Annotated in this window: 21 protein-coding genes, 1 tRNA gene and 1 pseudogene; 16 read left to right on the plus strand and 7 right to left on the minus strand. The window is 61.6% G+C overall.

Annotation, left to right across the window (positions count from 1 at the left end; translation table 11 throughout):
- Positions 1–49: 49 nt before the first annotated feature.
- Together folK and folB are read right to left on the minus strand one after the other, a co-directional pair.
- Positions 50–568 (minus strand): 2-amino-4-hydroxy-6-hydroxymethyldihydropteridine diphosphokinase, encoded by a 519-nt coding sequence (folK, locus tag MU846_RS06715; RefSeq protein ID WP_246950806.1) that lies wholly within the window; start codon positions 566–568, stop codon positions 50–52.
- Complete coding sequence (gene folB, locus MU846_RS06720; protein ID WP_246950809.1) at positions 568–924, minus strand: dihydroneopterin aldolase; 357 nt, start codon at positions 922–924, stop codon at positions 568–570. Before folB ends, folK begins: the two co-directional genes overlap by 1 nt.
- Positions 925–999: 75 nt before the next feature.
- Between folB and plsY the strand changes: the two genes are divergently transcribed.
- Positions 1,000–1,617, plus strand: a complete 618-nt coding sequence (gene plsY / locus MU846_RS06725) for a glycerol-3-phosphate 1-O-acyltransferase PlsY (RefSeq protein ID WP_246950813.1) — start codon at positions 1,000–1,002, stop codon at positions 1,615–1,617.
- A 2-nt stretch (positions 1,618–1,619) separates the two neighbouring features.
- On the opposite strand, the gene tsaD is transcribed toward plsY, so the two are convergent.
- Positions 1,620–2,663 carry a tRNA (adenosine(37)-N6)-threonylcarbamoyltransferase complex transferase subunit TsaD gene (gene tsaD / locus MU846_RS06730; RefSeq protein ID WP_246950815.1) on the minus strand — a complete coding sequence of 348 codons (1,044 nt, stop codon included), beginning with the start codon at positions 2,661–2,663 and terminating at the stop codon, positions 1,620–1,622.
- Between the two features lie 214 nt (positions 2,664–2,877).
- Here tsaD and rpsU point away from each other — a divergent pair, with 214 nt between their 5' ends.
- The 10 genes and pseudogenes from rpsU to MU846_RS06780 all read left to right on the plus strand — a co-directional run bounded on the left by rpsU (position 2,878) and on the right by MU846_RS06780 (position 14,616).
- Positions 2,878–3,093, plus strand: a complete 216-nt coding sequence (gene rpsU / locus MU846_RS06735; protein WP_246950817.1) for a 30S ribosomal protein S21 — start codon at positions 2,878–2,880, stop codon at positions 3,091–3,093.
- Positions 3,094–3,139: 46 nt separating this feature from the next.
- Positions 3,140–3,589 carry a GatB/YqeY domain-containing protein gene (locus MU846_RS06740; protein ID WP_246950819.1) on the plus strand — a complete coding sequence of 150 codons (450 nt, stop codon included), beginning with the start codon at positions 3,140–3,142 and terminating at the stop codon, positions 3,587–3,589.
- A gap of 111 nt (positions 3,590–3,700) precedes the next feature.
- Complete coding sequence (gene dnaG, locus MU846_RS06745; protein ID WP_246950821.1) at positions 3,701–5,581, plus strand: DNA primase; 1,881 nt, start codon at positions 3,701–3,703, stop codon at positions 5,579–5,581.
- Positions 5,582–5,771: 190 nt separating this feature from the next.
- A pseudogene (rpoD, locus tag MU846_RS06750) lies at positions 5,772–7,664 on the plus strand (RNA polymerase sigma factor RpoD); the annotation flags it as partial.
- A gap of 105 nt (positions 7,665–7,769) precedes the next feature.
- Positions 7,770–7,846 (plus strand) — tRNA-Ile (locus MU846_RS06755).
- 555 nt (positions 7,847–8,401) lie between these two features.
- Positions 8,402–8,593, plus strand: a complete 192-nt coding sequence (locus MU846_RS06760) for a hypothetical protein (protein ID WP_246950825.1) — start codon at positions 8,402–8,404, stop codon at positions 8,591–8,593.
- Between the two features lie 52 nt (positions 8,594–8,645).
- Positions 8,646–8,987: a protein tyrosine phosphatase family protein gene (locus tag MU846_RS06765; protein WP_246950827.1), complete on the plus strand. Its 342-nt coding sequence runs from the start codon at positions 8,646–8,648 to the stop codon at positions 8,985–8,987.
- Between the two features lie 216 nt (positions 8,988–9,203).
- On the plus strand, positions 9,204–10,871 hold the full coding sequence (locus MU846_RS06770; protein ID WP_246950832.1) for a VRR-NUC domain-containing protein: 1,668 nt from the start codon (positions 9,204–9,206) through the stop codon (positions 10,869–10,871).
- Between the two features lie 7 nt (positions 10,872–10,878).
- Positions 10,879–13,236: an ATP-dependent DNA helicase gene (locus MU846_RS06775; RefSeq protein ID WP_246950835.1), complete on the plus strand. Its 2,358-nt coding sequence runs from the start codon at positions 10,879–10,881 to the stop codon at positions 13,234–13,236.
- Between the two features lie 333 nt (positions 13,237–13,569).
- Positions 13,570–14,616 (plus strand): 3-deoxy-7-phosphoheptulonate synthase, encoded by a 1,047-nt coding sequence (locus MU846_RS06780; RefSeq protein ID WP_246950838.1) that lies wholly within the window; start codon positions 13,570–13,572, stop codon positions 14,614–14,616.
- A gap of 179 nt (positions 14,617–14,795) precedes the next feature.
- Here the strand turns inward: MU846_RS06780 and MU846_RS06785 are convergent, their stop codons facing one another.
- A complete protein-coding gene (locus MU846_RS06785) occupies positions 14,796–15,602 on the minus strand; it encodes an SDR family NAD(P)-dependent oxidoreductase (RefSeq protein WP_246950840.1) in 807 nt (268 codons plus the stop codon).
- A 99-nt stretch (positions 15,603–15,701) separates the two neighbouring features.
- The gene (locus tag MU846_RS06790; RefSeq protein WP_246950847.1) at positions 15,702–16,070 is read right to left on the minus strand and encodes a SirB2 family protein; all 369 of its coding nucleotides are present in this window, start codon (positions 16,068–16,070) and stop codon (positions 15,702–15,704) included.
- A 192-nt stretch (positions 16,071–16,262) separates the two neighbouring features.
- Between MU846_RS06790 and dkgB the strand changes: the two genes are divergently transcribed.
- Positions 16,263–17,063 (plus strand): 2,5-didehydrogluconate reductase DkgB, encoded by an 801-nt coding sequence (gene dkgB, locus MU846_RS06795; protein ID WP_246950849.1) that lies wholly within the window; start codon positions 16,263–16,265, stop codon positions 17,061–17,063.
- A 174-nt stretch (positions 17,064–17,237) separates the two neighbouring features.
- Positions 17,238–17,867: an endonuclease gene (locus MU846_RS06800; RefSeq protein WP_246950851.1), complete on the plus strand. Its 630-nt coding sequence runs from the start codon at positions 17,238–17,240 to the stop codon at positions 17,865–17,867.
- Between the two features lie 285 nt (positions 17,868–18,152).
- On the opposite strand, the gene MU846_RS06805 is transcribed toward MU846_RS06800, so the two are convergent.
- The gene (locus tag MU846_RS06805; protein WP_246950853.1) at positions 18,153–19,925 is read right to left on the minus strand and encodes an acyl-CoA dehydrogenase C-terminal domain-containing protein; all 1,773 of its coding nucleotides are present in this window, start codon (positions 19,923–19,925) and stop codon (positions 18,153–18,155) included.
- 174 nt (positions 19,926–20,099) lie between these two features.
- Positions 20,100–21,896, minus strand: a complete 1,797-nt coding sequence (locus tag MU846_RS06810; RefSeq protein ID WP_246950855.1) for an acyl-CoA dehydrogenase C-terminal domain-containing protein — start codon at positions 21,894–21,896, stop codon at positions 20,100–20,102.
- A gap of 258 nt (positions 21,897–22,154) precedes the next feature.
- On the opposite strand from MU846_RS06810, the gene MU846_RS06815 reads away from it, so the two are divergent.
- The 3 genes from MU846_RS06815 (at position 22,155) to MU846_RS06825 (ending at position 24,076) form a co-directional block, all read left to right on the plus strand.
- A complete protein-coding gene (locus MU846_RS06815) occupies positions 22,155–22,343 on the plus strand; it encodes a Trm112 family protein (protein ID WP_246950857.1) in 189 nt (62 codons plus the stop codon).
- Between the two features lie 126 nt (positions 22,344–22,469).
- Entirely contained in the window at positions 22,470–23,540 is a 1,071-nt protein-coding gene (locus MU846_RS06820; RefSeq protein WP_246950859.1) for a phospholipase A, read from the plus strand.
- 65 nt (positions 23,541–23,605) lie between these two features.
- Positions 23,606–24,076, plus strand: coding sequence for an LEA/WHy family protein (locus tag MU846_RS06825; protein WP_246950861.1), 471 nt, complete (start codon positions 23,606–23,608; stop codon positions 24,074–24,076).
- Positions 24,077–24,201 lie beyond the last annotated feature (125 nt).

Consider the following 24,201-nt stretch of genomic DNA (forward strand, 5'->3'; position numbering starts at 1 on the left):
GATACCGAGAACCGTTACATCGGACAATGTAACGCTTTGTTGATCTGGATCAACGATCCCCGCCCGCCGGCCAGCGAAACGGCACCTGCCACAGGCCTTGCGCGGAGAAATCCGTTCGGCTCAGCAGCTCTCGATAGGTTTCGCCGAGCACCGGATGGCGCTCCTGGGGCACCAGATCCGCCAGCGGCTGCAACACGAACGCATGCTTGAGGATCTCGTCGCGGGGCAGCACCATGCCATCCACCTCGCCGGTCAGTTCACCGTAGGTCAGGATGTCGATATCCAGCGTGCGGCTGGCGTATTTCTTGTCACCACGCACACGGCCGTGCTCGGCCTCGATATCGTGCAACAGATCCGCCAGCACACCCGGCGGCAATGCGGTTTCGATGCGCGCCACCAGATTCAGAAATGGCGCGCCATCAAAACCCACCGCAACACTTTCGTACACCGGGCTGAGCTGCACTTGCCCGAACTGATCCGCCAGCCGATCCAGGCCAGAGCGGATGTTGTGCTCCCGATCGATATTGGAACCCAGGCTCAGGAACACCGGGGTGGCCGTTGCCCCCATCAGGAACGCTCGCCCCGTTCGATGATCACGCCCACATCCCGCGAGCCGCGCAGTGCACCAGGCTTGGACAGCTGCAAGCGCACCCAGCGCACGCCGAACTCTTCCAGCACGATAGCGGCCGCTTTTTCCGCCAGCGTCTCCACCAGCTGAAATTCCGACGCCTGAATGAAGGCAATCAGGCGCTTGCCCACGGCCTTGTAGTTGAGCGTATCGTCGATGCTGTCTGTCGCTGCGGCGCGACGAATGTCGGTGGCCATCTCCAGATCAAGGCTGACGGTCTGCCGAATGCGCCGCTCCCAATCGAAGATACCGATAACGGTATCCACTTTCAGGTCGCGGATATAGACGATATCCATTTTCAATCCCTATGCGATCATGCGAACCTTGCACGCCAGACCAGCCTGGCGATACGGAACGGAGGATTATAGCCGGTGGACCTCATCACATTACAGGATGCGCGTTGGCTGATTCCGCCGCTATGCCTCGCCGCCTACTTGCTCGGCTCCATCTCCAGCGCCATTTTGATCTGCCGCCTGTTCGGTTATCCCGACCCGCGCACCCAGGGCTCCAGTAACCCCGGCGCCACCAATGTCATGCGCATTGCCGGCAAACCGGCAGCCGCGCTCACGCTGGCCGGCGATGTGCTCAAGGGCGTGGTGCCCGTGCTGATCGCCTGGCAGCTGGGGCTCTCCGCCACGGCAACTGCGCTGATCGGTTGCTTCGCTTTTCTCGGCCACCTGCTGCCGGTGTTTTTTCAGTTTCGCGGTGGCAAGGGTGTTGCCACGGCATTCGGGCTGCTATTTGCCCTTTATTGGCCGATCGGCATCATGACAGGGATTACCTGGCTGGTGGTGTTCGGTATCGGGCGAATTTCCTCGCTGGCCTCGATCATCGCCTTCCTGGTGATGCCGGTCACCGTGTGGTACTGGCTGCCCGGCGCGTTCTGGCCAATGCTGCTGCTGACGCTGGTGCTGCTGGCACGGCATCACAGCAATATCCGCAAGCTGATAAAGGGAGAGGAGCTGGGCTTTCGCAAATCGCGACGCTGAGCTCAGACGGGCGCAAGCTCAGTGAGCGGCCAGCGCGCCCTCACCGCGATTTCCAACCCCTGCTGGTGCTCTCCGGCAGCCAGCCGCAGGGCACCGGCAAAGGCGATCATGGCGCCATTATCCGTGCACAGTTCCTGGCGCGGGTAACACACCTGCACCGGCTGCTGCTTGCGGGTTGCCTGCCCCAGCGCCTCGGTGAGCCGAGCGCGCAAGCGGCGGTTGGCACTGACCCCGCCCGCCATCACCAGTGTCCGATGGCCTGTCTGCTGCATTGCCCGCCGGCACTTGATCACCAGCGTTTCCACCACCGCCTCTTCGAAGGCACGGGCGATATCGGCCCGATCCTGCTCGCTCAGCCCGTCCCGCCCACCACATTCGGCGATGGTATTGAGGCAGTAGGTTTTCAGGCCGGAGAAACTGAAATCCAGCCCCGGCCGATCCGTCATCGGGCGCGGAAAGGTAAACCGCTGCGGATCGCCCTGTTCGGCCAACGCGCTGATCCGGGGGCCACCGGGATAACCCAGCCCCATCATTTTCGCCGCCTTGTCGAAGGCTTCGCCGGCAGCATCATCCAGTGATTCACCCAGAATGCGGTAATCACCCAGCGCCTGCGCCTCCAGCAGCAACGTGTGCCCGCCGCTGACCAGCAGCGCCACAAATGGAAACGCCGGTGGCTCGTCTTCCAGTAACGGCGCCAACAAGTGCCCTTCCATATGATGCACCGCCAGCGCCGGTATGCCCCAGCCGAACGCCAGCGCACGCGCCGCTGACGCCCCGACCAGCAATGCTCCCGCCAGCCCCGGCCCAGCGGTGTAGGCAATGCCATCAATCTCCGCCACCGTGCAACCGGCCTCATCCAGCACCTGCTGCACCAGCGGCAGCAGCCGCTGCACATGATCACGGCTGGCCAGCTCCGGCACTACACCGCCATGCCTGGCGTGCATCGCCACCTGGCTATACAGTGCATCGGCCAGCAGGCCGCGCTCGGTGTCGTACAGGGCGACACCCGTTTCATCACAGCTCGTTTCAATACCCAATACGCGCATCAGAGCCTCCGGTTGGGAGCGGATGATAGACCCCGGCCCCCGGCTGAGCCAGTACCCGGGCCGATATCCGGGCTCACGCCCAGCTTTGCAAATGGCCGTGGCTCCGGTAGAATGCCGCGCTCTCCGTGTCCGCCGTGTCTGCACGGACAACAGACCCGCGTCCGGGGCGCGCCCCACGGGGGCCGGCCCGAACAACTTATTGAAGGTAGATTGCATGCCGCAAGTACGTGTAAAAGAAGGTGAACCGTTTGACGTGGCGCTGCGTCGTTTCAAGCGCTCCTGCGAAAAGGCCGGTGTTCTGGCCGAAGTACGTCGCCGTGAGTACTACGAAAAGCCGACTCAAGAGCGCAAACGCAAGCGCGCCGCAGCCGTCAAGCGTCACCTGAAGAAAGTGTCGCGCGAGCAACTGCACCGCAAGCGCCTGTACTGATCCGAGCGGCCCGCCCGGCCCTTCGGACTTCCCCCAGGGAGCCCCGATGAGCGATCTCAAGGCCCAGCTTACCAGTGCCATGAAAGAGGCCATGCGCGCCAAAGACAGCGCGCGCCTGGCGGTGATTCGCATGGCACTTGCGGCGATCAAGCAGGTCGAGATAGACGAGCGCATCGAGGTTGATGATACGCGAGCGCTGGCGATTCTTGACAAGCAGGTCAAGCAACGCCTGGATTCCGCCCGGCAGTATCTTGACGCCGGCCGGCAAGAGCTGGCGGATATCGAGCAAGCCGAGATCGAGGTGCTCCGGGAGTTCTTGCCAGCGCCACTCTCGCAAGCCGAGATCGACACCCTGATCGAACAGGCCATCGCCGATTCCGGCGCCGCCGGCATGCAGGATATGGGCAAAGTCATGGCGCTCCTCAAGCCAGCCATGCAAGGCCGCGCCGATATGGCTGCCGTGAGCGGCCGCCTCAAGGCCCGCCTGACCGCCTGACCGCCTGAACCACCCTTAGCCAGCCCGCTTGCCGCCCGGCTGGGCGCGGCGGCGCCGTGCCGCTACACTTTCGCCTGAACACCCGCCCGCCCCGTGGCTAGACGAGAACCCATGGCACGCATACCGGACGCCTTCATACAGGATCTGTTGGCTCGCACCGATCTGGTAGAGCTGGTGGATAGCCGTGTGCCACTGAAAAAGACCGGCCGCAATTACAGCGCCTGCTGCCCGTTCCACAACGAGAAGACGCCCTCCTTCACCGTCGCCCCCGACAAGCAGTTTTATTACTGCTTCGGCTGCGGCGCCAAAGGCAACGCGGTCGGCTTCCTGATGGAATACGAGCACCTGAGCTTTCCCGAAGCGGTGAAACAACTGGCCGACAAAGCCGGCGTGGAAGTGCCACGGGAACGGCCCGAAACCGCGGAAGACCACGCCCGGCGCGATCACCTGCAAACCCTTTATGATCTGCTGGCACGCGCCGACCGGTTCTATCGCCAGCAACTCAAACAAGCGCCAGAGCGGCAGCCGGCCGTAGCCTACCTCAAGCAACGCGGCCTCAGCGGCGAAGTTGCCGCACACTTTGGCCTGGGCTTCGCGCCACCCGGATTCGATAACCTGACCAGCAACCTGTCGCTGGACAATCGCGGGCTGGAGCAAGCCCTGGAAGCCGGCCTGCTAGTGCGCCGGGAGGACACCGGCCGCACCTACGACAAGTTCCGCGACCGCATCATGTTCCCGATCCGCGACACCCGAGGGCGCACCATCGGCTTCGGCGGCCGCTTGTTAGGCGACGGCAAACCGAAGTATCTCAACTCGCCCGAAACACCGGTGTTCCACAAGGGCCGCGAACTCTACGGCCTGTGGGAGTGGCGGCAAAGCCGCGACAAATCCGAGCAGCTGTTCGTGGTCGAAGGCTACATGGATGTCATCGCCATGGCCCAGCACGGCCTGCCCAACGTAGTCGCCACCCTGGGCACCGCGACCACCGAAGAACACACGCAAAAGCTGTTCCGACAGGTGGATGAAGTGGTGTTCTGTTTCGACGGCGATGACGCCGGCCGCCGCGCCGCCTGGCGCGCCCTGGAATCGGCCTTGCCAGTGCTGGAAGACAATAAACAGGTACGCTTTCTTTTCCTGCCGGAAGGCGACGACCCGGACAGCCTGATCCGTCGTGAAGGGCGTGAAAGCCTGCTCGCCCGAGCGGCTGACGCACCCACCTTGTCGGCTTTTCTGTTCAGCCATCTGGCCGAGGGCCTGGATACCAACACCGTTGACGGCCGCGCCCGCCTGGCGCGCCTGGCACTGCCCTACATCCAGCGCACACAAGGCGATTTCTACCGCAGCCTGCTCCGCAAGGACCTGGCGGCCCGCACACGGCTGGATGAAGACGAACTCGCCCAGCTCACTCAGGCGCCTCCACCCCGCCCGGCCGCCGAGCCGCCGCCCTGGGACTCCCCACCCGCGCCGCCATCGGGACTGGATGAGCCGGCCTACGAAACACGGCCACCCGCACCACCACAACGCAAGCGCGGCTCGACCGAGCGCGGCAGCACACTGGCGCTGGCAGAACGCCTGACCTGCACCCTGCTGAACAAGCCCGGCTTGCTACAGGAATACCCGCTACCAGCGGAAATCGAAGAACTGGAACTGCCCGGCCTTGATCTGCTGCTGCAAACCGCGAGCCTGCTGCGCGACCAGCCGGATCTGCCCGCGCCCGCGCTGCTCGGCACCCTCATGGCGCTGGAGCAAGGCGACACCCTGGCACGCCTGCTGCGAGAAACCCTGCGCCCTGCCATGGACGACGCCACTGCCCAGCGCTACTGGCGCGACGCCCTGAAAACATTGGAAGTGATGCAGCTGGAACGTGCGCTGGCACGCGAACAAGCCAGCACCCGGCCCGATATCCGCCGGCTCGCCTCCTTGAGCACCGCACTCAGTGAAGCCCGCCTGAGCCTGGCAGCACCCCTTGATACCGGCAGCGCGCCCAGCTGACTGCCGGCCGGCCCCGATGCTGGCTTGCAATACGCCAGCATCGGCCCCATATCCGGACTGACGGAGCTCTGTTCAACACCGTTGCCGTCGGGCTGCTACGCGCCCTGACGAACGCACTCGGCAGCCTCCGAGTAGGAAAGGTACGGCGCATCCAGTATAATCCGCCGCTTGGCAAACCGCTTCATCAACCACGGGCCGCAACATGACTTCGCAGAAAGAGCAGCAGCAGTCACAGCTAAAACAGCTGATCGCTCTGGGCAAGGACCAGGGCTACCTGACCTATGCCGAAGTGAATGACCACCTGCCGGATTCAATCACTGACACCGATCAGGTTGAAGATATCATCCAGATGATCAACGACATGGGCATTCCCGTTGTGGAAAAAGCCGCTGACGCTGATCAGATAATGATGGACGAGAATGCCGACAGCACCGACGAAGTGGCCGCTGAAGAAGCTGCCGCCGTGCTCGCATCGGTAGAATCCGAGCCCGGCCGCACCACTGACCCTGTGCGCATGTACATGCGCGAGATGGGCACCGTCGAACTACTGACTCGCGAAGGCGAAATCGAAATCGCCAAACGCATCGAGGAAGGCATTCGCGAAGTGCTGCACGCAGTGGCCTTCTGGCCCGGTGCCGTCGAAATGGTGATCGCGGAATTCGACAAGATCACCACCGAAGAACGCCGCATTTCCGACTTGATCGCCGGGTACCTTGACCCCAACGACGACGGCGCAGCTGCGCCCGCCGCCCCTGCTGACGCCCAGTTTGCGGCGCGCAAGGAAGACAAGGCCAAGGGCAAGGATGACGACGACGAGGAAGAAGACGACAGCGACGACGACAGCGACGAGGACGATGGCAGCATCGATCCGGTGCTGGCCGCCGAGCGCTTCAACGACCTGCGCAGCCGCTGGGAGAAAGTACAACGCTCCCTGAAGCGCAACGGCCGCGACCACCCCTCTACCGCCAAGCACCTGGAACACATGGCAGAAATGCTCACCATGTTCAAACTGGTGCCGCGCGTTTATGACGAACTGCTGCGCCGGGTGCGCGACACCCTGGATTCGATCCGCCGCCACGAGCGGGAGATCATGGCGCTGGCCATCCGCCGCGGCACCATGGAACGCAAGGATTTCATCAAGTCGTTCCCCGGCAACGAAACGAACCAGGAGTGGGTGAATACCGTCGCCCGCAACAAGAAGTTCAAGCTTAACCAGGATCGCTTCGGTGCGGTCATGGACGATATTCAGCGAGCGCAAAAGCGCATCATGCAAGTCGAAGAAAGCGTTGGCTTGCCGGTCGCTGAAATCAAGGAAATCAACCGCCGCGTTTCCATCGGTGAAGCCAAGGCACGGCGTGCGAAAAAGGAAATGGTCGAGGCCAACCTGCGGCTGGTTATTTCCATCGCGAAAAAATACACCAACCGCGGCCTGCAGTTCCTCGATCTGATTCAGGAAGGCAACATCGGCCTGATGAAAGCTGTGGACAAGTTCGAATACCGCCGTGGCTACAAGTTCTCCACCTACGCCACCTGGTGGATCCGGCAGGCCATCACCCGCTCCATCGCAGACCAGGCACGCACCATTCGTATCCCGGTGCACATGATCGAGACGATCAACAAGATCAACCGGGTACAACGCCAGATGCTGCAAGAGATGGGCCGCGAGCCGACCCCGGAAGAGCTGGGCGTACGCCTGGAAATGCCGGAGGACAAAGTACGCAAGGTGCTGAAGATCGCCAAGGAACCGATTTCCATGGAGACGCCAATCGGCGACGACGAGGATTCGAGCCTGGGCGATTTCATCGAGGATGCCAACATCGAATCGCCCGTGGATTCCGCCACCATGCTAGGGCTGGAAGAAGCGACACGAGAAGTGCTGGCCAACCTCACCGCCCGCGAAGCCAAAGTGCTGCGCATGCGTTTCGGCATCGACATGAACACCGACCACACCCTTGAGGAAGTGGGTAAGCAGTTTGATGTCACCCGCGAACGTATCCGTCAGATCGAAGCCAAGGCACTGCGCAAGCTGCGGCATCCGTCGCGCAGCGAACACCTGCGCAGCTTCCTCGACGGCGAATCCTGACAGGGGTTGCAAAAGCACGAAAGCCGCTGAATAATTCAGCGGCTTTCGTTTTAAAGCGGCCACCTAGAGCCGCACTCAACAAGCTTCAAGTTCCTTTTTTTATCCGGGCCTATAGCTCAGTTGGTTAGAGCAGGGGACTCATAATCCCTTGGTCCCTGGTTCGAGTCCAGGTGGGCCCACCATCAATCAGCATCTCGCAAAAACAGCTTCGCTATCGCCGACGGCTTTCGCGGCATCGGCGAACGCTGCCTCCGGCTCACCGTCCATCCGAGGCGTGAACCACCCAGCGGAGTACATTCGTACTCCTTAAAATGAAAAAAAGCGTATGAAATTCTGCTTTCGACTATTGCCTTTCATGATTGCCCGGCTATGATGTCATTTAGATATCACGCAAAGAAGGGTATCTGGAAAAGCAAGAAAGCAAGTTTGAAAACGGGAACGCTCTCGGAAGGTGGGATAAACAAACAAAGCCAGAATATACACGCGGGTAACAACAAGCGACTCTGGTCACAATATTATAATGCACCGCCGTACAACATTTGTGAGCGCTTTCACTAAGTGACACGAAACAACATTTTTTACGGATTAATTTTCAGATTAACGGTATCTTGGCTAAAACATACTTGTTATAACCAAGATCACGTTGAATCGATCCGCCGGGGAAAAGGGACACTGGCAGTGTGCAGCCTTATGCCACTGCCGGGTCTGATCATCGCAACACGACTGATTGAAGAAATATGGTTATCGTTCTGGATCGCCTCACCATCAAGCAATTACAGGAAGTAGTCGCTGACGCCGAGGTATTGCTGCGCAAACGCCGTGAGCAGCAAGCTCTGGCCGAGCAAGAAGCTCTCAATCCTGCGCCGGCGCTCACTCCGCACCGCGCACCCTCGATTCATTATCGTCATCGCCCCTCGGCAAGCGAGTGATTTGCTCTTATCCTGTGCGCTACTGAAGCAATACCGTTATCAGGAGCAGCTCATGGATAACTTTACGCGTCACACCGACGATTTCGCGACTTGCGGCCAGATTACACCGGACGATATTCCCGCACTGGCAGCGCAAGGCTTTCGCACGCTGATCAATAACCGCCCTGACCTGGAAGGCGGCCCGGCGCAGCCCACCAGTGCTGCGCTGGCAGAAGCAGCTGCGGCGCATGGCCTGGCCTATATTCATATCCCCGTGATCAGTGGCCAGCCGCCCAGCGCCGAGCAGGCGGCGACCATGCGCCGGGCCATCGACAGCGCGGAAGCGCCAGTGCTCGCCTTCTGCCGTTCGGGCGCACGCTCGACCAATCTGTGGAATAGCGCGCTGGCGCGCTGACGCAACACACCATTGCTCACGCCTGACGAGGCCGCCCCGCCGTTGGCGGTGCGCAGCCGCGTCGGCATCTGGCGTTTTCTCGCGGCTTTCACGCTGAGAGGCTGAGAGGCTGAGAGCGAGACGTGGAGAGTGTGATGCGGAGATGTGAGGCGGAGATATGAGGCGGAGAGTGACGCAGGGAGTGACAGCCGTCACCCGAGCCCCTACGCTATACGTATGGACAGTACTGCCGCCTTGCCGCAGCCTGCGCCGCTCACCGATCCGCTTTATTATCTGCGCAATTTCCAGGCCGCGCTGGGCTGGATTCGCCAGCGTTACGACGATCTCCTGAGCGACGAGGCCCGTGCCTTTATCGACTCGTTCCTGAGCCTGCCCGGCCATGCTCAGGCGCTGCTGGTGCGCATGATAATGCGCAAGGGCACGCTGTTTCGCGCCAGCCGGCTGCGTTACCCCGAGATCGGTGAAACCGGCCAGGCCATGGCTCCCTTGATCGCGCTGGGCTGGGTTACCGAGAACCCGCCGATGACGCTGGCCGAGCTGTTCGAGCAACTCACACAGCCGGAGCTGCGAAAGGTGTTCGGCTCCCGGCTGCCGGCCGGGCGCAAGGCAACCCAGCAAGCCGCGCTGGAGGCCGAGGCCGGCGGCCCACGCCCGTTTTCCCAATGGGCGCCGAACTTGCCGGAAGCATTATTCGCCCTGGAAGTGAAACCGCTGTGCGATCGCCTGCGGCTGATGTTCTTCGGCAATCTGCGGCAGAGCTGGTCGGAGTTTGTGCTTGCCGAGCTCGGCGTGTTTCGCTACGAGCAGGTGGCCATCAGTCGCCGCTCCCGGGCCTTCAGCTCGCCGGCGGATATCGAGCTGGCGCTGCAATTGCACGCTTGCCGCCTTCAACTTGAACAAGGGTTGCCCGCAAGCGATCTATTGCCTCTCTTGCCATCGGGCGAAGCGGGCACCAGCTGGCTGCAATTACGGCGCCAGCGCCTGTTGTTTCACATCGGGCAGCAGGCTGAAAAGGAGAGCGATCTGACCACGGCAGCGTCGGCATATCGCCAATGCCAGTGGCCCGGCGCCCGTGCTCGATATGTCCGCGTGCTTGAGGTGAGCGGTCGGCAAGCCGCTGCGCTGGCATTGCTTCAGCAGGCGCTGGCGGCGCCGGAGAGCGAGGCGGAAACCCAGCAGCTGCAACGCATGAGGCCGCGCCTGCAACGTTATTTGGGCCTGCCTGTGCAGCGCGCTGCGGCGCCGCAGGCACCGCAGCAACTGGTACTGAACCTGCCGCGCCCGGCGACACCACAAAGCGTGGAACTGCTAGTGCGGGATCACCTGCACTCGGAAGCCACCCCTGTTCATTATGTGGAGAACTTGCTGATCACCGGGCTGTTCGGTCTGCTGTGCTGGGAAGCGCTGTTCGCACCATTGCCGGGTGCTTTCTTTCATCCGTTTCACCAGGGCCCGGCGGATTTGCTGCAACCGGATTTCGCCCTGCGCCGCAAAGCACTACTCGAAAGCGCCCTCGCCGAACTCGATGATGATCGCTGGCGCACCACCATCCGGCAGCGTTTTGCCGATAAGCACGGCGTGCATAATCCCTTCGTCGCCTGGGGAGCGCTGGACGAAACGCTGCTTGAGCAGGCGTTGCACTGCCTCCCCGCTGCTCATCTTCGATTGTGGTTCCAGCGCTTATTGCAGGATATTCGCGCACACCGCGCCGGCATGCCGGATCTGATCCGGTTTGATCTGGCCACCCGCAGCTACGAGATGATTGAAGTGAAGGGCCCCGGCGACCGGTTGCAGGATAATCAATTGCGCTGGTTGAGATTCTGTAGCGCGCACCAGATGCCGGTGCGCGTCTGCTATGTCAGCTGGGCCGGTGCGGATGAGTGAGGCGCGGATGAGCAACGCGCAAATAAGCGACGCGCAGATGAGCAACGCACTCTATACCGTCGCGGTGCGTGAGCTGTGCGCCTTTACGGCAAAGCAGGGCGATCTGGATATGCGCTTTACGCCCTCGCCCAGCGCGCAGGAGGGCATGGCCGGGCATCAGACAGTGGCCGCCCGGCGCGGGCCTGAATATGAAACCGAGCTGGCGCTGGCTGCGCGATACGATTGCCTGCAAGTGCGCGGCCGGGCCGATGGTTATGATCCGGCGCTCAATCAGCTGGAAGAGATCAAGACACATCGCGGCGATTTACGGCGCGTGCCGGAGAATCATCGCCAGCTGCACTGGGCGCAGCTTCATCTTTACGGCGCCATGCTGTGTGAGGCGCGCAACCTGGCTTCGGTGACGCTGGCACTGGTGTATTTCGATATCACCACCCAGCAGGAAACCGTGTTTCAGGAGCATATGACGCGCACCGCCTTGCAGGCAATTTTCGCGCACCACTGCCAGCGTTTCCTGCAGTGGGCACAGCAGGAGCTGGCGCACCGCAACCACCGCGATGCTGCGTTGCGCACTCTGGCCTTTCCATATTCCTTTCGCAGCGGCCAGCGTGATCTGGCCAGCGCGGTTTATCGCACTTTTCAGGGCACCGGTGTGTTGCTCGCGCAGGCGCCCACGGGCATCGGCAAAACGCTGGGTACGTTGTTTCCGGCGCTCAAGGCCATGCCAGGCCAGCTCACCGACAAGCTGTTCTTTCTGACGGCAAAAACGCCGGGCCGGCAGCTGGCACTGGATGCGGTGCCGGTGCTGGGCCAGGCTCCCTTGCGTACGCTGGAGCTGGTGGCGCGAGAAAAACGTTGCGAGCATCCGGGCAAAGCCTGCCACGGTGACGCCTGTCCGCTGGCTTCCGGGTTTTATGATCGATTACCCGCTGCGCGGACCGATGCTGCGGCCGTCGGCTTTCTGGATCAGGCTGCGCTGCGCGCGGTCGCGCTCCGGCACAGTGTGTGCCCCTATTATCTGGGGGTGGAGATGGCGCGCTGGTGTGACGTCATCGTGGGTGATTACAACTATTACTTCGACCTCAGCGGCTTTTTGATGTCGATGACACAGGAAAACGGCTGGCGCGTCGGGCTGTTGGTGGACGAAGCCCACAACCTGGTGGATCGCGCCCGTGACATGTACAGCGTAACGCTCACCCAGACAGCACTCACCTCCTTGCAGCAAACCGTGCCCGCGGTGTTGCGCCGCCCGCTGGCGGCCGTCCTGCAACATTGGGAGCAGCTCAACAGCCACCATTGGCAAGCGGATGCGACGGCAGATCAGGATCATCAATATCTGGTGCTCGACGGGCCGCCGGAGGATTTCCTGAATGCGCTGCGGGGAGCCGTTTCCGCGATCAGCGAATACCGTAATGCGCACCCCACACAGCAGCACATGGCGCTGCTGGAGTTCTACTTTCAGGCGGCGCATTTCTGCCGCATGGTGGAGTGGCTGGATCAGCATTTCATCACCGATCTCACCGTGCAACGCGGCGCGCCCCTGCGGCTGGACGATGCCATCGGGCTGCGCAGTGATATCTGCCTGCGCAATATGGTGCCTGCGCCCTTATTGCAGCAGCGGCTTGCGGCAGCGCAGGCGGCAATACTGTTTTCCGCCACGTTGGCCCCGCCGCGCTTTTATCTGGATATGTTCGGCCTGCCGCCAGCCACGCAGTGCCTGGATATCGGCGCGCCTTTCAAGGCCGATCAACTGCGTGTCACGCTGGTGCCACGCTCCACACGTTTTCGCCACCGGGCACGTTCCGTGCAACCGATTGCTGCGCTGATCGCCGAACAGTTTCAGGCACAACCGGGTAATTATCTGGCGTTCTTTCCGAGTTTCGATTATCTCGAACAGGTGCACGATGCGCTCCGCCGTACCCATTCTTCATTGCCACTGCTGGTGCAATCGCGCGGCATGAGCGAGCCCGCCCGCGAGGCGTTTCTGGCGCGCTTCACGCCCGACAGCACGCATATCGGCTTTGCAGTGCTCGGCGGCGCTTTCGGCGAAGGGGTGGACTTGCCCGGTACACGGCTGATCGGCACTTTCATTGCCACCCTGGGCATGCCGCAGGTGAACCCGGTCAATGAGCAGATGCGCATACGCTTGCAGCAGTTGTTCGGCGCCACCGATGGCGCAAGCGACGCGATAGGGTACGACTATACTTATCATTACCCCGGCCTGCGGAAAGTAGTGCAGGCGGCAGGCCGGGTCATCCGAACCCCGCAGGATACCGGTGTTGTGTACCTGATTGATGATCGCTTCGGCCACCCGAAAAGCCGCGCACTATTGCCGAATTGGTGGCATGTAGATCAGCAGCAAGGTTGAAACTGTCATAAACTATCGCATATCCTGCTTGAACACTTTTGGAGCAAAGCTCTCATGCACGCACAGACCGCCCATCAACTCACCGCACTGACCGCCGCCACTCGCGCCGGGCAAGGCGTGTGCGTGGCTGGCCAGGCGGCTCCGGCAAGCTATTTCTTCGGGTATTGGTTTAGCCTCTGGCGCGCCTGATACCCGCACAGGCGCCCAGCATACGGGACGCCTGACTGACGCACTTCATCAAACCCCCGGTCGGCTTCCCGCCCGGGGGTTTTCATTTTCCGGGCCAGAGCGGGCATAACACTTGAGCACTTACGACAGCAAAAAGGACATGACATGAACGCACCACTCACCGCCCCGGCACTGGACGCTGCACCCGTCACCCAGCGCCTGCCCGGCACCGCCGAGCTGAAAGCGGCGCTGCCGCTGGAGCCGGCGTTGATCCAGCGCATCCGCCAGCAGCGGCAGGCCATTCGCGCCATTCTCGATGGTGAGGACGATCGCCTGCTGGTGGTGGTGGGCCCTTGCTCCATCCACGATCCGGCTGCGGCGCTGGAGTACGCCGCACGCCTGGCACCGTTGGCCGAGGCCATCAGTGATCGCGTACTGGTGGTGATGCGTTTCTACGTTGAAAAGCCCCGCACCACGGTGGGCTGGAAGGGGCTGTTATATGACCCGCACCTTGATGGCAGCAATGATATGGCCGCTGGCCTGCATTGCGCCCGCGGGCTGATGCGCGACATTGCCCGCCTGGGGTTGCCGCTCGCCACCGAGATCCTGCATCCGATGGCCGCCGGTTACCTCGACGATCTGCTCAGTTGGGCGGCGATTGGCGCCCGCACTACCGAGTCGCAGATTCACCGCGAGCTGGTCAGCGGCCTGGGCTTGCCGGTGGGGTTCAAGAACGGCACCGATGGCGGCATTGCCGTGGCCGTGGATGCCATTCGCGCTGCCGCGCACCCGCACCAGCACTTCGGCGTCGACAGCCACGGGCATCCGGCCATTATTCATGCGGCCGGCAACCCGGATACGCATCTGGTGCTCCGTGGTGGCCGACAGGGCCCGAACTATGAGGCGGAGCAGGTGGCGGCAGCAGCACAGGCGATGGCGGCGGCCGGGCTGTCGCCACGCATCATGGTGGATTGCAGCCACGCCAACAGCGCCAAGGATCACCGTCGGCAGCCGCTGGTGCTGCAAGACGTGCTACAGCAACGGCGCGCCGGCAATGCCGCTTTGATCGGCGTGATGCTGGAGAGTCACCTGGAGGAAGGCAATCAGGCACTGTGCACGACACTGCAATACGGCGTCTCGATCACCGATGCCTGCATCGGCTGGGCGGCCACCGAACAGTTGCTTCACGAGGCTGCCGAAGCGTTACGGTGATCGGCCCTTGCGCCGATAAGACGTTACGCCGATACGGCTTTACCGGTGGCACGCTACGCAAACCAGCGCCGCTGTTTGCACGGAGGCAAAGGTGGCAGCCACCGTGCTAGCGGCAGCGCGCTGTGAGACGGGGCCGGGCGTTTGGCGGCACCTGCGCCCTCGCTTCCCGCGCTGACGCTTCAATCCCGCTCGAATTTCTTTTTCAAACGCCAGTCCATCAGGCGAAACAACGGCTGTGGCAAACGTGTTGCCATGCCTGGTGCAGCCGCCAGCAGCACACTGCCCACTTTACCCAACGGGCTGGCAATACGCGCCGGGCGTTTCTTCACCGCGCGCACCAGCCAGTTTGCCGCGCCCTCGGTATCCATCATGCGCATGTGCTTGTAAATATCCGTGCGCCCGGACATCGGTGTGCGCACCATCGGAAAATGCACCACCGTCACATCAAGGCCCTGATGGCCCAGCTCCGCCTGGAGCGAGCGGGAAAACGATTCCAATGCAGATTTGCTCGCCAGATACGCCGAGAACAACGGGATCGGCACCTGGGTGGAAAGCGTGGAAATATTGACCACCTGCCCACCGCCCTGCTCCAGCATTCGTGGCAGCAGTTTCAATGTCAGGCTCACGGCGCCGATGAAATTGATCTGGATGGTACGCTGGTAGTCGTGCAGCCGATCCAGTGCCTCGGTAATGGGGCGACGGATCGAGCGGGCTGCATTGTTGATCAGCACATCCACACGGGGATGCTCGTCGAGAATCGCCTGGGCGCAGGCAGCGGCCTGCTCCTCAATGGTCAGATCCGCCGGATAAACCCACGCCTGCCCACCAGCGCGTCGTATTTCCTGTTGCACCGCCTGAAGCTGCTCGACGTCCCGCGCCACCAGGCAGAGCCGTGCGCCCGCTGCCGCCATTTTCTGTGCCGCTACGGCACCGATGCCGCTGGACGCGCCAGTGAGCACGATGGTTTTGCCTCGCAGACGCGACATGATTCAGCTCCTTTCCGCTCTTTCGGATATGGCCCGGCGGGCATGTTCGGCTGTCTGCTGATGCGCGCAGCCGGGCTCGCGGCGCGGATTACTCCGCTATCACACCAGCCAGGACAGCGCGCTATGCTGCATCGCCGCGCCGACGATATAGATAAATACCAGCACCGCGCCAACCATGGCCAGCGGCTTGCGACGGCGAATGGCCACCGCGCCCAGGCCAATATAAATCACCAGCCCGATCAGCTTTGCCGCCAGCCAGGGCGTCTCATGCGGCCAGGCGCGCAGCAGCACCATCAGCTTCAGCCCCGCCAGCAATAGCAGCGTGTCGATGACATGAGGTGCGATGCGCATCCAGCGGCGCGCCAGCCAGGCGCTGCCCTGTAGCGCCAACCCGGCGCGAACGACAAAGAACAGCAGGCTCAGCAGCGCCAGCGTCATGTGCAGCATTTTCAATTGCAGGTAATCCATCGATCGCTTCCCATCCGTTTATTGCAGCCGCAGCACTATAGCCTGCCCAGCCGCTGACGTCAGGCGCTGCTGGCCCGGTAGGCAGGGGTTGGGCAGGGCCGGCGCGCTGGCCGGCCTACTTTGTGCGATCATTGCTCAGGATTGCGCAAGCCAGGGCCACGTGCTTTGGTGGCACAAGGTAAGGAGTACTTTATGGCGATTCCTGTTTTTGGTCTGGGTACATTCCGCCTCAAGGGCCCGCAGGCCGTGGCCGCAGTGAGCACTGCCCTGAAACTGGGCTATCGGCACATTGATACGGCGCAGATATATGGCAATGAAGCCGACATCGGGAAAGCCATTCAGACCAGCCGCATCGCCCGGGAAGATCTGTTCGTGACCACCAAGGTATGGCCAGAAAATTTTCACGGCGACGATCTCATCACCAGCCTGGAAGAAAGCCTGGAGAAACTTGGCCTGGATAACGTCGATCTGGCGTTGATCCACTGGCCGGTGCCGGCGCAGCAAGCGCCGCTGGCGGAGTATGTGGGCGCGCTGCTGGAAGCGCGCGAACAGTGCCTTACCCGTTACATCGGCGTGTCGAACTTCACCATCGCGCATCTGGAGCAAGCGATCACGGCCATCGGCGCCGAGAATATCGCCACCAATCAGATCGAAGTGCATCCATTTCTGCAAAACCGGGCGGTAAGGGATTTTGCACAGCGCCACGACATTCACACCACCGCCTACATGCCGCTGGCCCACGGCAACGTCATGCAGGATGCCACGCTGCAACGCATCGCAGGGGCACATCGGGTGACACCAGCGCAGGTAGCGCTCGCGTGGCTCATGCAGCAAGGCGTGGCCGTGATCCCGTCATCTACCCGCCGCGAGCATCTGGCCGCCAACCTGCAAGCGCAGAAACTCACCTTGAGCCAGCAGGAGATGCAAGATATCGCGGAGCTTGAACGAGGCGAACGGCTGGTGAATCCCGATTTCGCGCCGCAATGGGACTGATGCACGGCACCGAAACAGCCGCCTGGCAGCGCGCCGGGCTTCACAGATGTGCTGTGGGAGAGTAACTTCAAAGATAAAGGGATGTGATGGGGATCACATGGCATGAAGGCCACAGTCATGGCAGCCGCACCGACGACAGTAACAACGGCAACCGCACCAACAATAGCAACGGCCATGAAGGCCATCGCAAAAGCCATCGCCATCCTGCTGCCGCTCACCGGCGGCGTGCCAGCTCTGGCAGGTGGCGCCGATGCGCAACTCTTCGACGATATATTTCCCGAGGGCGGCCAAACGCTGTATTGCCAGAACACCTTTGCCGCCGGCACAAGCACGCATATCGACCGCCTTTACCCTCAGCGCCAGCTGGAACAACACTTCGGATGCAGCAATAGCCTGGCCTGCCGTGGCCATGAAGGATTCCTCGCTGCACGCAACGATCTGCATCAGATGTTTCCCATCGAGCGCCGTTCTGATCTGGATCGGCGTGGCGCACTGTTCGGTGAAACCCGCACCGAGGGCGCCGCCAGCGGCTGCGGCTATCGATTGGCGTTCCAGATTTTCGAACCGCCCGATCATGCCAAGGGAGATGTTGCCCGGGCCATGCTGTATATGCATACCGAGCACGGCGTGCCCTTGGTCGGCACGCTGGAAATGTATCAGCGCTGGAACAGGATGGACCCGCCCGATGATATCGAGCACATGCGCAATGAGCGTATCGCGGCAATACAGGGCAACCGCAACCCCTATATCGACGCGCCAGAGCAGGTCGATCAGCTGACACACAACCTGCCGAACCTGCCATAACGCGCCCGGCTCGTGGATCGCGCAGGGGCGATCCATTCATGCAGCAGAACGAGCCCCGGCGGGCGCGGCAGAACGCGCCCACCTGGCGCTGCGCTGCCAGCAGACTCGGAAATCTTCCACCATCGCCCCTGCCAGCCGCCGTGTAATAATTACCGTGCAATAACCACTGCGCTATAACCACTCAGCTATAAAAAGCACATGAGAGGCACAGGGCATGATGGAAGAAAGCTGCGCCGGAAACGCGCAGCTTTTTGTCTGGCTTTTTCAGGCATCCGGCCAGCGGAATCAGAAATCGTCCGCCGCCAGCGCCATCATGGCCGCACTGCCTGCCTGCATCTGCCGCAACAGGACGTCAGCGCGGGGCAGCAGGCGCTCGAAGTAAAAGCGCCCGACCACCTGCTTGCTGGCGCCGAAGCGATCACCACGATCCGCACTGGCCACCATCATGCGTGCCCATAGCCAGGCATAGGTGACGAGGCCGAACAGGTCCAGATATTCCACTGCCAATGCATTCACCGCATCCGGGTCGTTGCCGGCCTGCTCCAGCAGCGTCGCGGTGCCTTGCTCCAGCAGGTTCAGCGCATTTTTTAGCGGTGCACGCACGCTCTCCAGCACACCATGGGTCTCGCCTTCCAGCCAGTTGCGCACTTCCGCCACGAAGGCCGCTGCCGAGGCGCCGCCGTTGCGCACCACTTTCCGCCCTGCCAGGTCCAACGCCTGAATGCCGTTGGTGCCCTCGTATATCTGCGCAATACGGGCATCGCGCACAAACTGCTCCATGCCCCACTCGCGAATATAGCCGTGCCCACCGAACACCTGCTGCCCGGTGATGCACGTCTCCAGCCCGCGATCCGTAAAGAACGCCTTGGCCACAGGCGTGAGCAAGGCCACACGATCGTCGGCCTGCGCGCGAGCTGCTGCATCGTCGGAGAATTTGGCGATATCCAGCTGCATGCCGAGATAGGCCGACAGTGCGCGGCCACCCTCGTTGAGTGCGCGCATGGTCATCAGCATACGGCGCACATCACCGTGCACGATGATCGGGTCGGCGTTGCCGGCCGGGTTCTGCACGCCGCTGGCGGCGCGGCCCTGCAAGCGATCACGGGCATACGCCACGGCGTTCTGGTAGCTGATTTCACCCAGCCCGAGCCCTTGCAGGCCGATGGACACGCGCTCGTAGTTCATCATCGTGAACATGCACGCCAGGCCCTGGTTCGCTTCACCGATCAGCCAGCCTTTCGCGCCGTCGAAATTCATCACGCAAGTGGCCGAGCCCTTGATCCCCATCTTGTGTTCGATAGAGCCGCAAGACACACCATTGCGCTCACCCACGTTACCGTTTTCGTCAACGAGGAACTTGGGCACCAGAAATAGCGAAATGCCTTTCGAGCCAGCGGGCGCATCCGGCAGTTTTGCCAGCACCAGGTGAATGATGTTGTCGTTGAAGTCGTGTTCGCCACCGGTGATGAAAATCTTGGTGCCGGTAATGGCGAAGCTGCCATCATCCTGCGGCTCTGCCCTGGTGCGCAGAATGCCAAGATCGGTGCCGCTATGTGGCTCGGTCAGGCACATGGTGCCCGACCATTCGCCAGCGTAGATTTTCGGCAAATAAAGTGCTTTCAGTTGTTCGGATGCATGGGCATCCAGGCACAGGCAGGCGCCGTTGGAAAGAAGCGTGTACAGCGCCAGCGAGGTGTTGCCGCTGTGCATCATTTCCTCGAACAGCACCGCCAGCATCTTCGGCATGCCCTGGCCGCCGTAAGCGGGATTGCCCGAGAGCGCCGTCCAGCCGTTCTCGGCCATCAGCTGAAACGCTTCCTTGAAGCCGGATGGCGTGGCCACGCCGGTGTCGCTCCAGGTGCAGCCTTCTTCATCGCCGGAACGGTTCAGCGGCAACATCACACCCTCGACCATTTTGCCAGCTTCTTCCAGTACCGCGTCGGCAAGATCACGGCTGACCTCGGCCGTGGCCGGCATGCTCGCCCAGAGCTTTTCAGCGTGAAATACGTCATGCAGGATAAAGCGCATGTCATCCAGGGGGGCCTTGTAGCTCGGCATCGTCGTTCTCCGCAAAATCCGCAGTGTCAGTTCAGGTGCGCATTCGGCGCACATTTCCCATGGCAGTACCGGCACGCCGGCACAGTCGAATCAGGTGACTTTCAGGTCATACAGGCAGAAACGACAATGCCCGCCAGAGGCGGGCATTGTCGTGGCGCATGGCTGCCGCAGGAATCAGAACGCGAAGTGCGCCTCATCCAGATCCATGAGGCAGTCCAGTCCACCTTCAATGGCACCCTTGTGGCCCGCAGTACGCGGCAGGATGCGCTTGAAGTAGAACCGTGCGGTAGCGATCTTGGCCTTGTAGAAATCCTCGTCGCCGGCGCCTTCAGCCAGCTTGCGCTGTGCCACATCGGCCATCGCCGCCCAGAAATAGCCCAGCGTGACATAACCGGAATACATCAGGTAATCCACCGAGGCAGCACCGACATTCTCGATGTTCTGCATCGCCTGGGCACCGATGGCCATGGTCATGTCGCCCCACTCCTTGTTCAGGCGCGTCAGCGGCTCGACAAATTCCTGCATACCCTGGTTGTCGGCATTGCCTTCGCAGAACTTGTGGATCACCTTGGTCCAGTTGCGCAGCGCCGCGCCCTGGGTTTGCAACACTTTGCGGCCCAGCAGATCCAGCGCCTGGATGCCGGTGGTGCCTTCGTACAAGGTGGAAATACGTGCATCACGCACGTTCTGCTCCATGCCCCATTCGCGAATGAAGCCGTGGCCGCCGTAAATCTGCACGCCGTGGTTGGCCGCTTCCAGGCCGGCTTCGGTGAGAAACGCCTTGGCGATCGGCGTCAGCAGCGCCATCAGATCGTCAGCTTCCTTGCGCGCCTGCTCGTCTTTCGACTTCTGCACCACGTCGCCCAGCTTGGAGGTGTAGTACACCAGCGCACGGCCGCCTTCCGCGAAGGCTTTGGCGGTGAGCAGCATCCGGCGCACATCCGGGTGCACGATGATCGGGTCTGCCGGGCCATCCGGGTTTTTCGGGCCGGACAGCGCGCGCATCGCCAGACGATCACGCGCGTATTCCAGACCACCCTGGAAGCCGATCTCTGCGTGGGCCACGCCCTGCACCGCCGTGCCCAGGCGGGCAAAGTTCATGAACGTGAACATGGCGTGCAAGCCACGATTGGGCTCACCGATCAGCCAGCCCTTGGCACCATCGAAATTCATCACGCAGGTGGCCGAAGCCTTGATGCCCATCTTGTGCTCGATCGAGCCACAGGCAACGCCGTTGCGCTCGCCCAGGCTGCCGTCCTCGTTGACCAGCACCTTCGGCACGATGAACAGCGAGATACCGCGGGTGCCGGCAGGCGCATCCGGCAGGCGTGCGAGCACGATGTGGACAATATTGTCCGCCATGTCGTGCTCACCGGCGGAGATGAAGATTTTGGTGCCAGTAATGGCGTAGCTGCCATCCGCTTGCGGCTCGGCGCGGGATTTCAGAATGCCCAGATCGGAACCACAATGCGGTTCGGTCAGACACATGGTGCCCGTCCACTCACCGCTGATCAGCTTCGGCAGGTAGGTGTCTTTCTGCTCGGGCGTGCCGTGCTCTTCGATGGTGGCAACAGCACCATGACCCAGGCCCGGATACATGCTCCACGACCAGTTGGCCGAGCCGATCATTTCGGAAATCGCGATACCGGCTGACGACGGCAGGCCCTGGCCGCCGTAGTTCACATCGCCACCCATGGCCGGCCAGCCGCCCTCCACATATTTGGCATAGGCTTCCTTGAAGCCTTTCGGCGTGGTCACCACACCGTTCTCGAAGTGGCAGCCTTCTTCATCGCCCGAGCGGTTCAACGGCGCCAGCTCGTTGGCGGCGAACTTCGCCCCTTCTTCCAGAAAAGCGTCGATCAGTTCGCCATTGACCTCTTCCAGGCCCAGTTGGGCATAGTGGTCATCCAGGTTCAGCAGTTCGTGCAGCACAAAGCGCATGTCACGCACTGGGGCTTTATATTCAGGCATCTCGACCTCCGGGACACTCAGGAATTACTTTAATCAGCTAGGGGCGCGCCTTTGCATAAAAAACAGGCGCATAAAGATGGCCGCCAATGTTAGCGCCCCGCCCCGCCCCCTCCCACCAGTATTTGTGACCCAGGAGTCAAACAGGCGTTTGAATCCTGCCTTTCTCACCGCGTCAGTTATACTCTGCCATATCATTTGGCCGAACACCGTCGGCGGCCACGAACATCGCAGGCCCTACCATCGCAGGAGAGAGAGCCCATGCTTGACAGAGAACTGCTCGATATTCTGGTATGCCCGGTCAGCAAGGCACCGCTTATCTGGCAAGAAAGCACCAACGAACTGATCTGCAAGGCCAACGGTCTCGCCTATCCGGTGCGCGATGGCATTCCCGTGCTGCTGGCGGAAGAAGCTCGCACCCTTGAGGATGACGAGTTGCGCCAGCTCTGAAAGCGAGCACACCGTCACACAGTTACCTCATATCTTTAACATCATCCGCCGCTGCGTTGGTGCACAATGGCGTCTTGATCAAGGCTGGAGCCATCTGGCCGACCGATAGCAATACAAGGAGAGTACATGCCACGCCGTGCCACCCTTTCGCTGGTGCTGCTGTGTTGCCTGAACCTTGCGCCGGCTGCATGGGCCGAGCTGGTCATGCCTGCTGCCCCGGACCCTGACGATACGCTTGCCCCGCAAACCGATGATGCCACCGCAGTGCAACCGATGGATGCGCAGGATGCCTGCCTGCTGCGTGCGCTGCGCAACGCGCCGGCTGATACGCCGCTGAGCACTCTCAAAGACTCGTGTGGCATCACCGAACGCAGTGGCCGCCAGCAAAACGAGGATGCCCTGCGCGAGCGCCTGCTGCTGGAGCAATCCACACAGTTCAATCCGTTTGCCATGACGCCACACCGGCGCAATTACCTGATGCTGGGCAGCTACTGGTCGAACCCGCAGTGGAACGACCCCGCCAAGGAAGATCACGAGCTCAACCCGGTGGAAGTGAAGTTCCAGCTTTCCATCAAGATGCCGCTGGCAACCCAGGTACTGGATCACTACAACATCTACTTTGCCTATACGCAGGTGAGTTTTTTCCAGGTCTACAACAAGGCGCAATCACGCCCGTTTCGTGAAACCGATTACATGCCGGAGCTGTTCGCCACACGCACAGTGGACTGGCAGTTCGGCCCATTTGATTCCGAGCTGATCTCGTTCGGCTATGTGCATCAGTCCAACGGTCAGGACGTGCCGACCTCTCGTAGCTGGGACCGGCTGATGTTCAACTACGTCGCCCGCAGCGGCCAATACTATTGGCAGCTGAACACCTGGTACCGGCTACCGGAAAGCAAGAAGAAGCGCCCCATGTCGTCAAGCGGAGACGACAACCCCGATATCGAAAAATACATGGGCAACTTCGAGCTGACCGTAGCGCGGCCGTTCGGCAACCATATCGCCGAGATCATGCTGCGTAACAACCTGCGCCGTGGTGAAAACAAGGGCGCCGTGCAACTGGATTACACGTTTCCGATTTCCAGCCGTTTCAAAGGGATATTTCAGGTATTCTCCGGCTACGGCGACTCGCTCATCAACTACGACGATTACCAGAACCGCGTGAGCCTGGGGGTGCTGCTGACCGACACGCTGTAATGCCACAGCGGCTCGGGTTCATGCCAGCTTCCCCTGTGCTGCTCATTGACTGAGGGAGAATCACCATGCCAGCCCCTGGCATTTTTCGCCTGACCCTGCTCTTGATTGCCGCAGTGATAGCCACCGGCTGCACCGGCTTGCGCAGCAACACCGAGCCACCCGAGGTGACGCTGAGCAGCGTTGCCTTACTAGGCGTCACGCTGCTGGAACAGGAGTGGGAGCTGACCCTGCGTGCCCGCAATCCAAACGATTTCCCGCTGACACTACGCTCGCTGGATTACCGCATTTTCATCGAAGACGCCCCCTTTGGCCGGGGCCTGACCGGCAACGCCGTGACGGTGCCTGCCATGGGCGATGCGCTGATAACCACCCGTGTCGTCACCAGCCTGTTCGACACCTTGCGCCAGTTTCAAGCGCTGGATCTGGCCACCGGTGCGCCTGTGCGCTACCGCATCGAGGGTCATGCCCGGCTGGGCAACAGCCCGCTGAAACTGAAATTCGATCACGACGGGGCGGTTACATTGCCGGCGTTCTGAGCAGCTACTCCGAGCAGGTGCTTTGCAAAGAACATGCGAAGCGGGGACAGGCAACGCCACCAGCGTACCGGCTCTGGCCAGCCACGCTCGCTGCCGCTCTGCCGCTCTGCCGCTCTGCCGCTCTG

Source organism: Alcanivorax quisquiliarum, assembly GCF_023051175.1.
Taxonomy (GTDB): domain Bacteria; phylum Pseudomonadota; class Gammaproteobacteria; order Pseudomonadales; family Alcanivoracaceae; genus Isoalcanivorax; species Isoalcanivorax quisquiliarum.

Bases quoted from the DNA above. Each gene is read 5' to 3' on its own strand.
- MU846_RS06740 (WP_246950819.1), top strand. From the start codon at position 3,140: ATGAGCGATCTCAAGGCCCAGCTTACCAGTGCCATGAAAGAGGCCATG.
- dkgB (WP_246950849.1), top strand. From the start codon at position 16,263: ATGGCGATTCCTGTTTTTGGTCTGGGTACATTCCGCCTCAAGGGCCCG.
- MU846_RS06805 (WP_246950853.1), bottom strand. From the start codon at position 19,925: ATGCCGAGCTACAAGGCCCCCCTGGATGACATGCGCTTTATCCTGCAT.
- MU846_RS06800 (WP_246950851.1), top strand. From the start codon at position 17,238: ATGAAGGCCATCGCAAAAGCCATCGCCATCCTGCTGCCGCTCACCGGC.
- MU846_RS06760 (WP_246950825.1), top strand. From the start codon at position 8,402: ATGGTTATCGTTCTGGATCGCCTCACCATCAAGCAATTACAGGAAGTA.
- MU846_RS06775 (WP_246950835.1), top strand. From the start codon at position 10,879: ATGAGCAACGCGCAAATAAGCGACGCGCAGATGAGCAACGCACTCTAT.
- dnaG (WP_246950821.1), top strand. From the start codon at position 3,701: ATGGCACGCATACCGGACGCCTTCATACAGGATCTGTTGGCTCGCACC.
- folK (WP_246950806.1), bottom strand. From the start codon at position 568: ATGGGGGCAACGGCCACCCCGGTGTTCCTGAGCCTGGGTTCCAATATC.
- MU846_RS06780 (WP_246950838.1), top strand. From the start codon at position 13,570: ATGAACGCACCACTCACCGCCCCGGCACTGGACGCTGCACCCGTCACC.
- MU846_RS06790 (WP_246950847.1), bottom strand. From the start codon at position 16,070: ATGGATTACCTGCAATTGAAAATGCTGCACATGACGCTGGCGCTGCTG.
- MU846_RS06810 (WP_246950855.1), bottom strand. From the start codon at position 21,896: ATGCCTGAATATAAAGCCCCAGTGCGTGACATGCGCTTTGTGCTGCAC.
- MU846_RS06785 (WP_246950840.1), bottom strand. From the start codon at position 15,602: ATGTCGCGTCTGCGAGGCAAAACCATCGTGCTCACTGGCGCGTCCAGC.
- MU846_RS06770 (WP_246950832.1), top strand. From the start codon at position 9,204: ATGGACAGTACTGCCGCCTTGCCGCAGCCTGCGCCGCTCACCGATCCG.
- folB (WP_246950809.1), bottom strand. From the start codon at position 924: ATGGATATCGTCTATATCCGCGACCTGAAAGTGGATACCGTTATCGGT.
- MU846_RS06825 (WP_246950861.1), top strand. From the start codon at position 23,606: ATGCCAGCCCCTGGCATTTTTCGCCTGACCCTGCTCTTGATTGCCGCA.
- MU846_RS06815 (WP_246950857.1), top strand. From the start codon at position 22,155: ATGCTTGACAGAGAACTGCTCGATATTCTGGTATGCCCGGTCAGCAAG.
- tsaD (WP_246950815.1), bottom strand. From the start codon at position 2,663: ATGCGCGTATTGGGTATTGAAACGAGCTGTGATGAAACGGGTGTCGCC.
- rpsU (WP_246950817.1), top strand. From the start codon at position 2,878: ATGCCGCAAGTACGTGTAAAAGAAGGTGAACCGTTTGACGTGGCGCTG.
- MU846_RS06820 (WP_246950859.1), top strand. From the start codon at position 22,470: ATGCCACGCCGTGCCACCCTTTCGCTGGTGCTGCTGTGTTGCCTGAAC.
- MU846_RS06765 (WP_246950827.1), top strand. From the start codon at position 8,646: ATGGATAACTTTACGCGTCACACCGACGATTTCGCGACTTGCGGCCAG.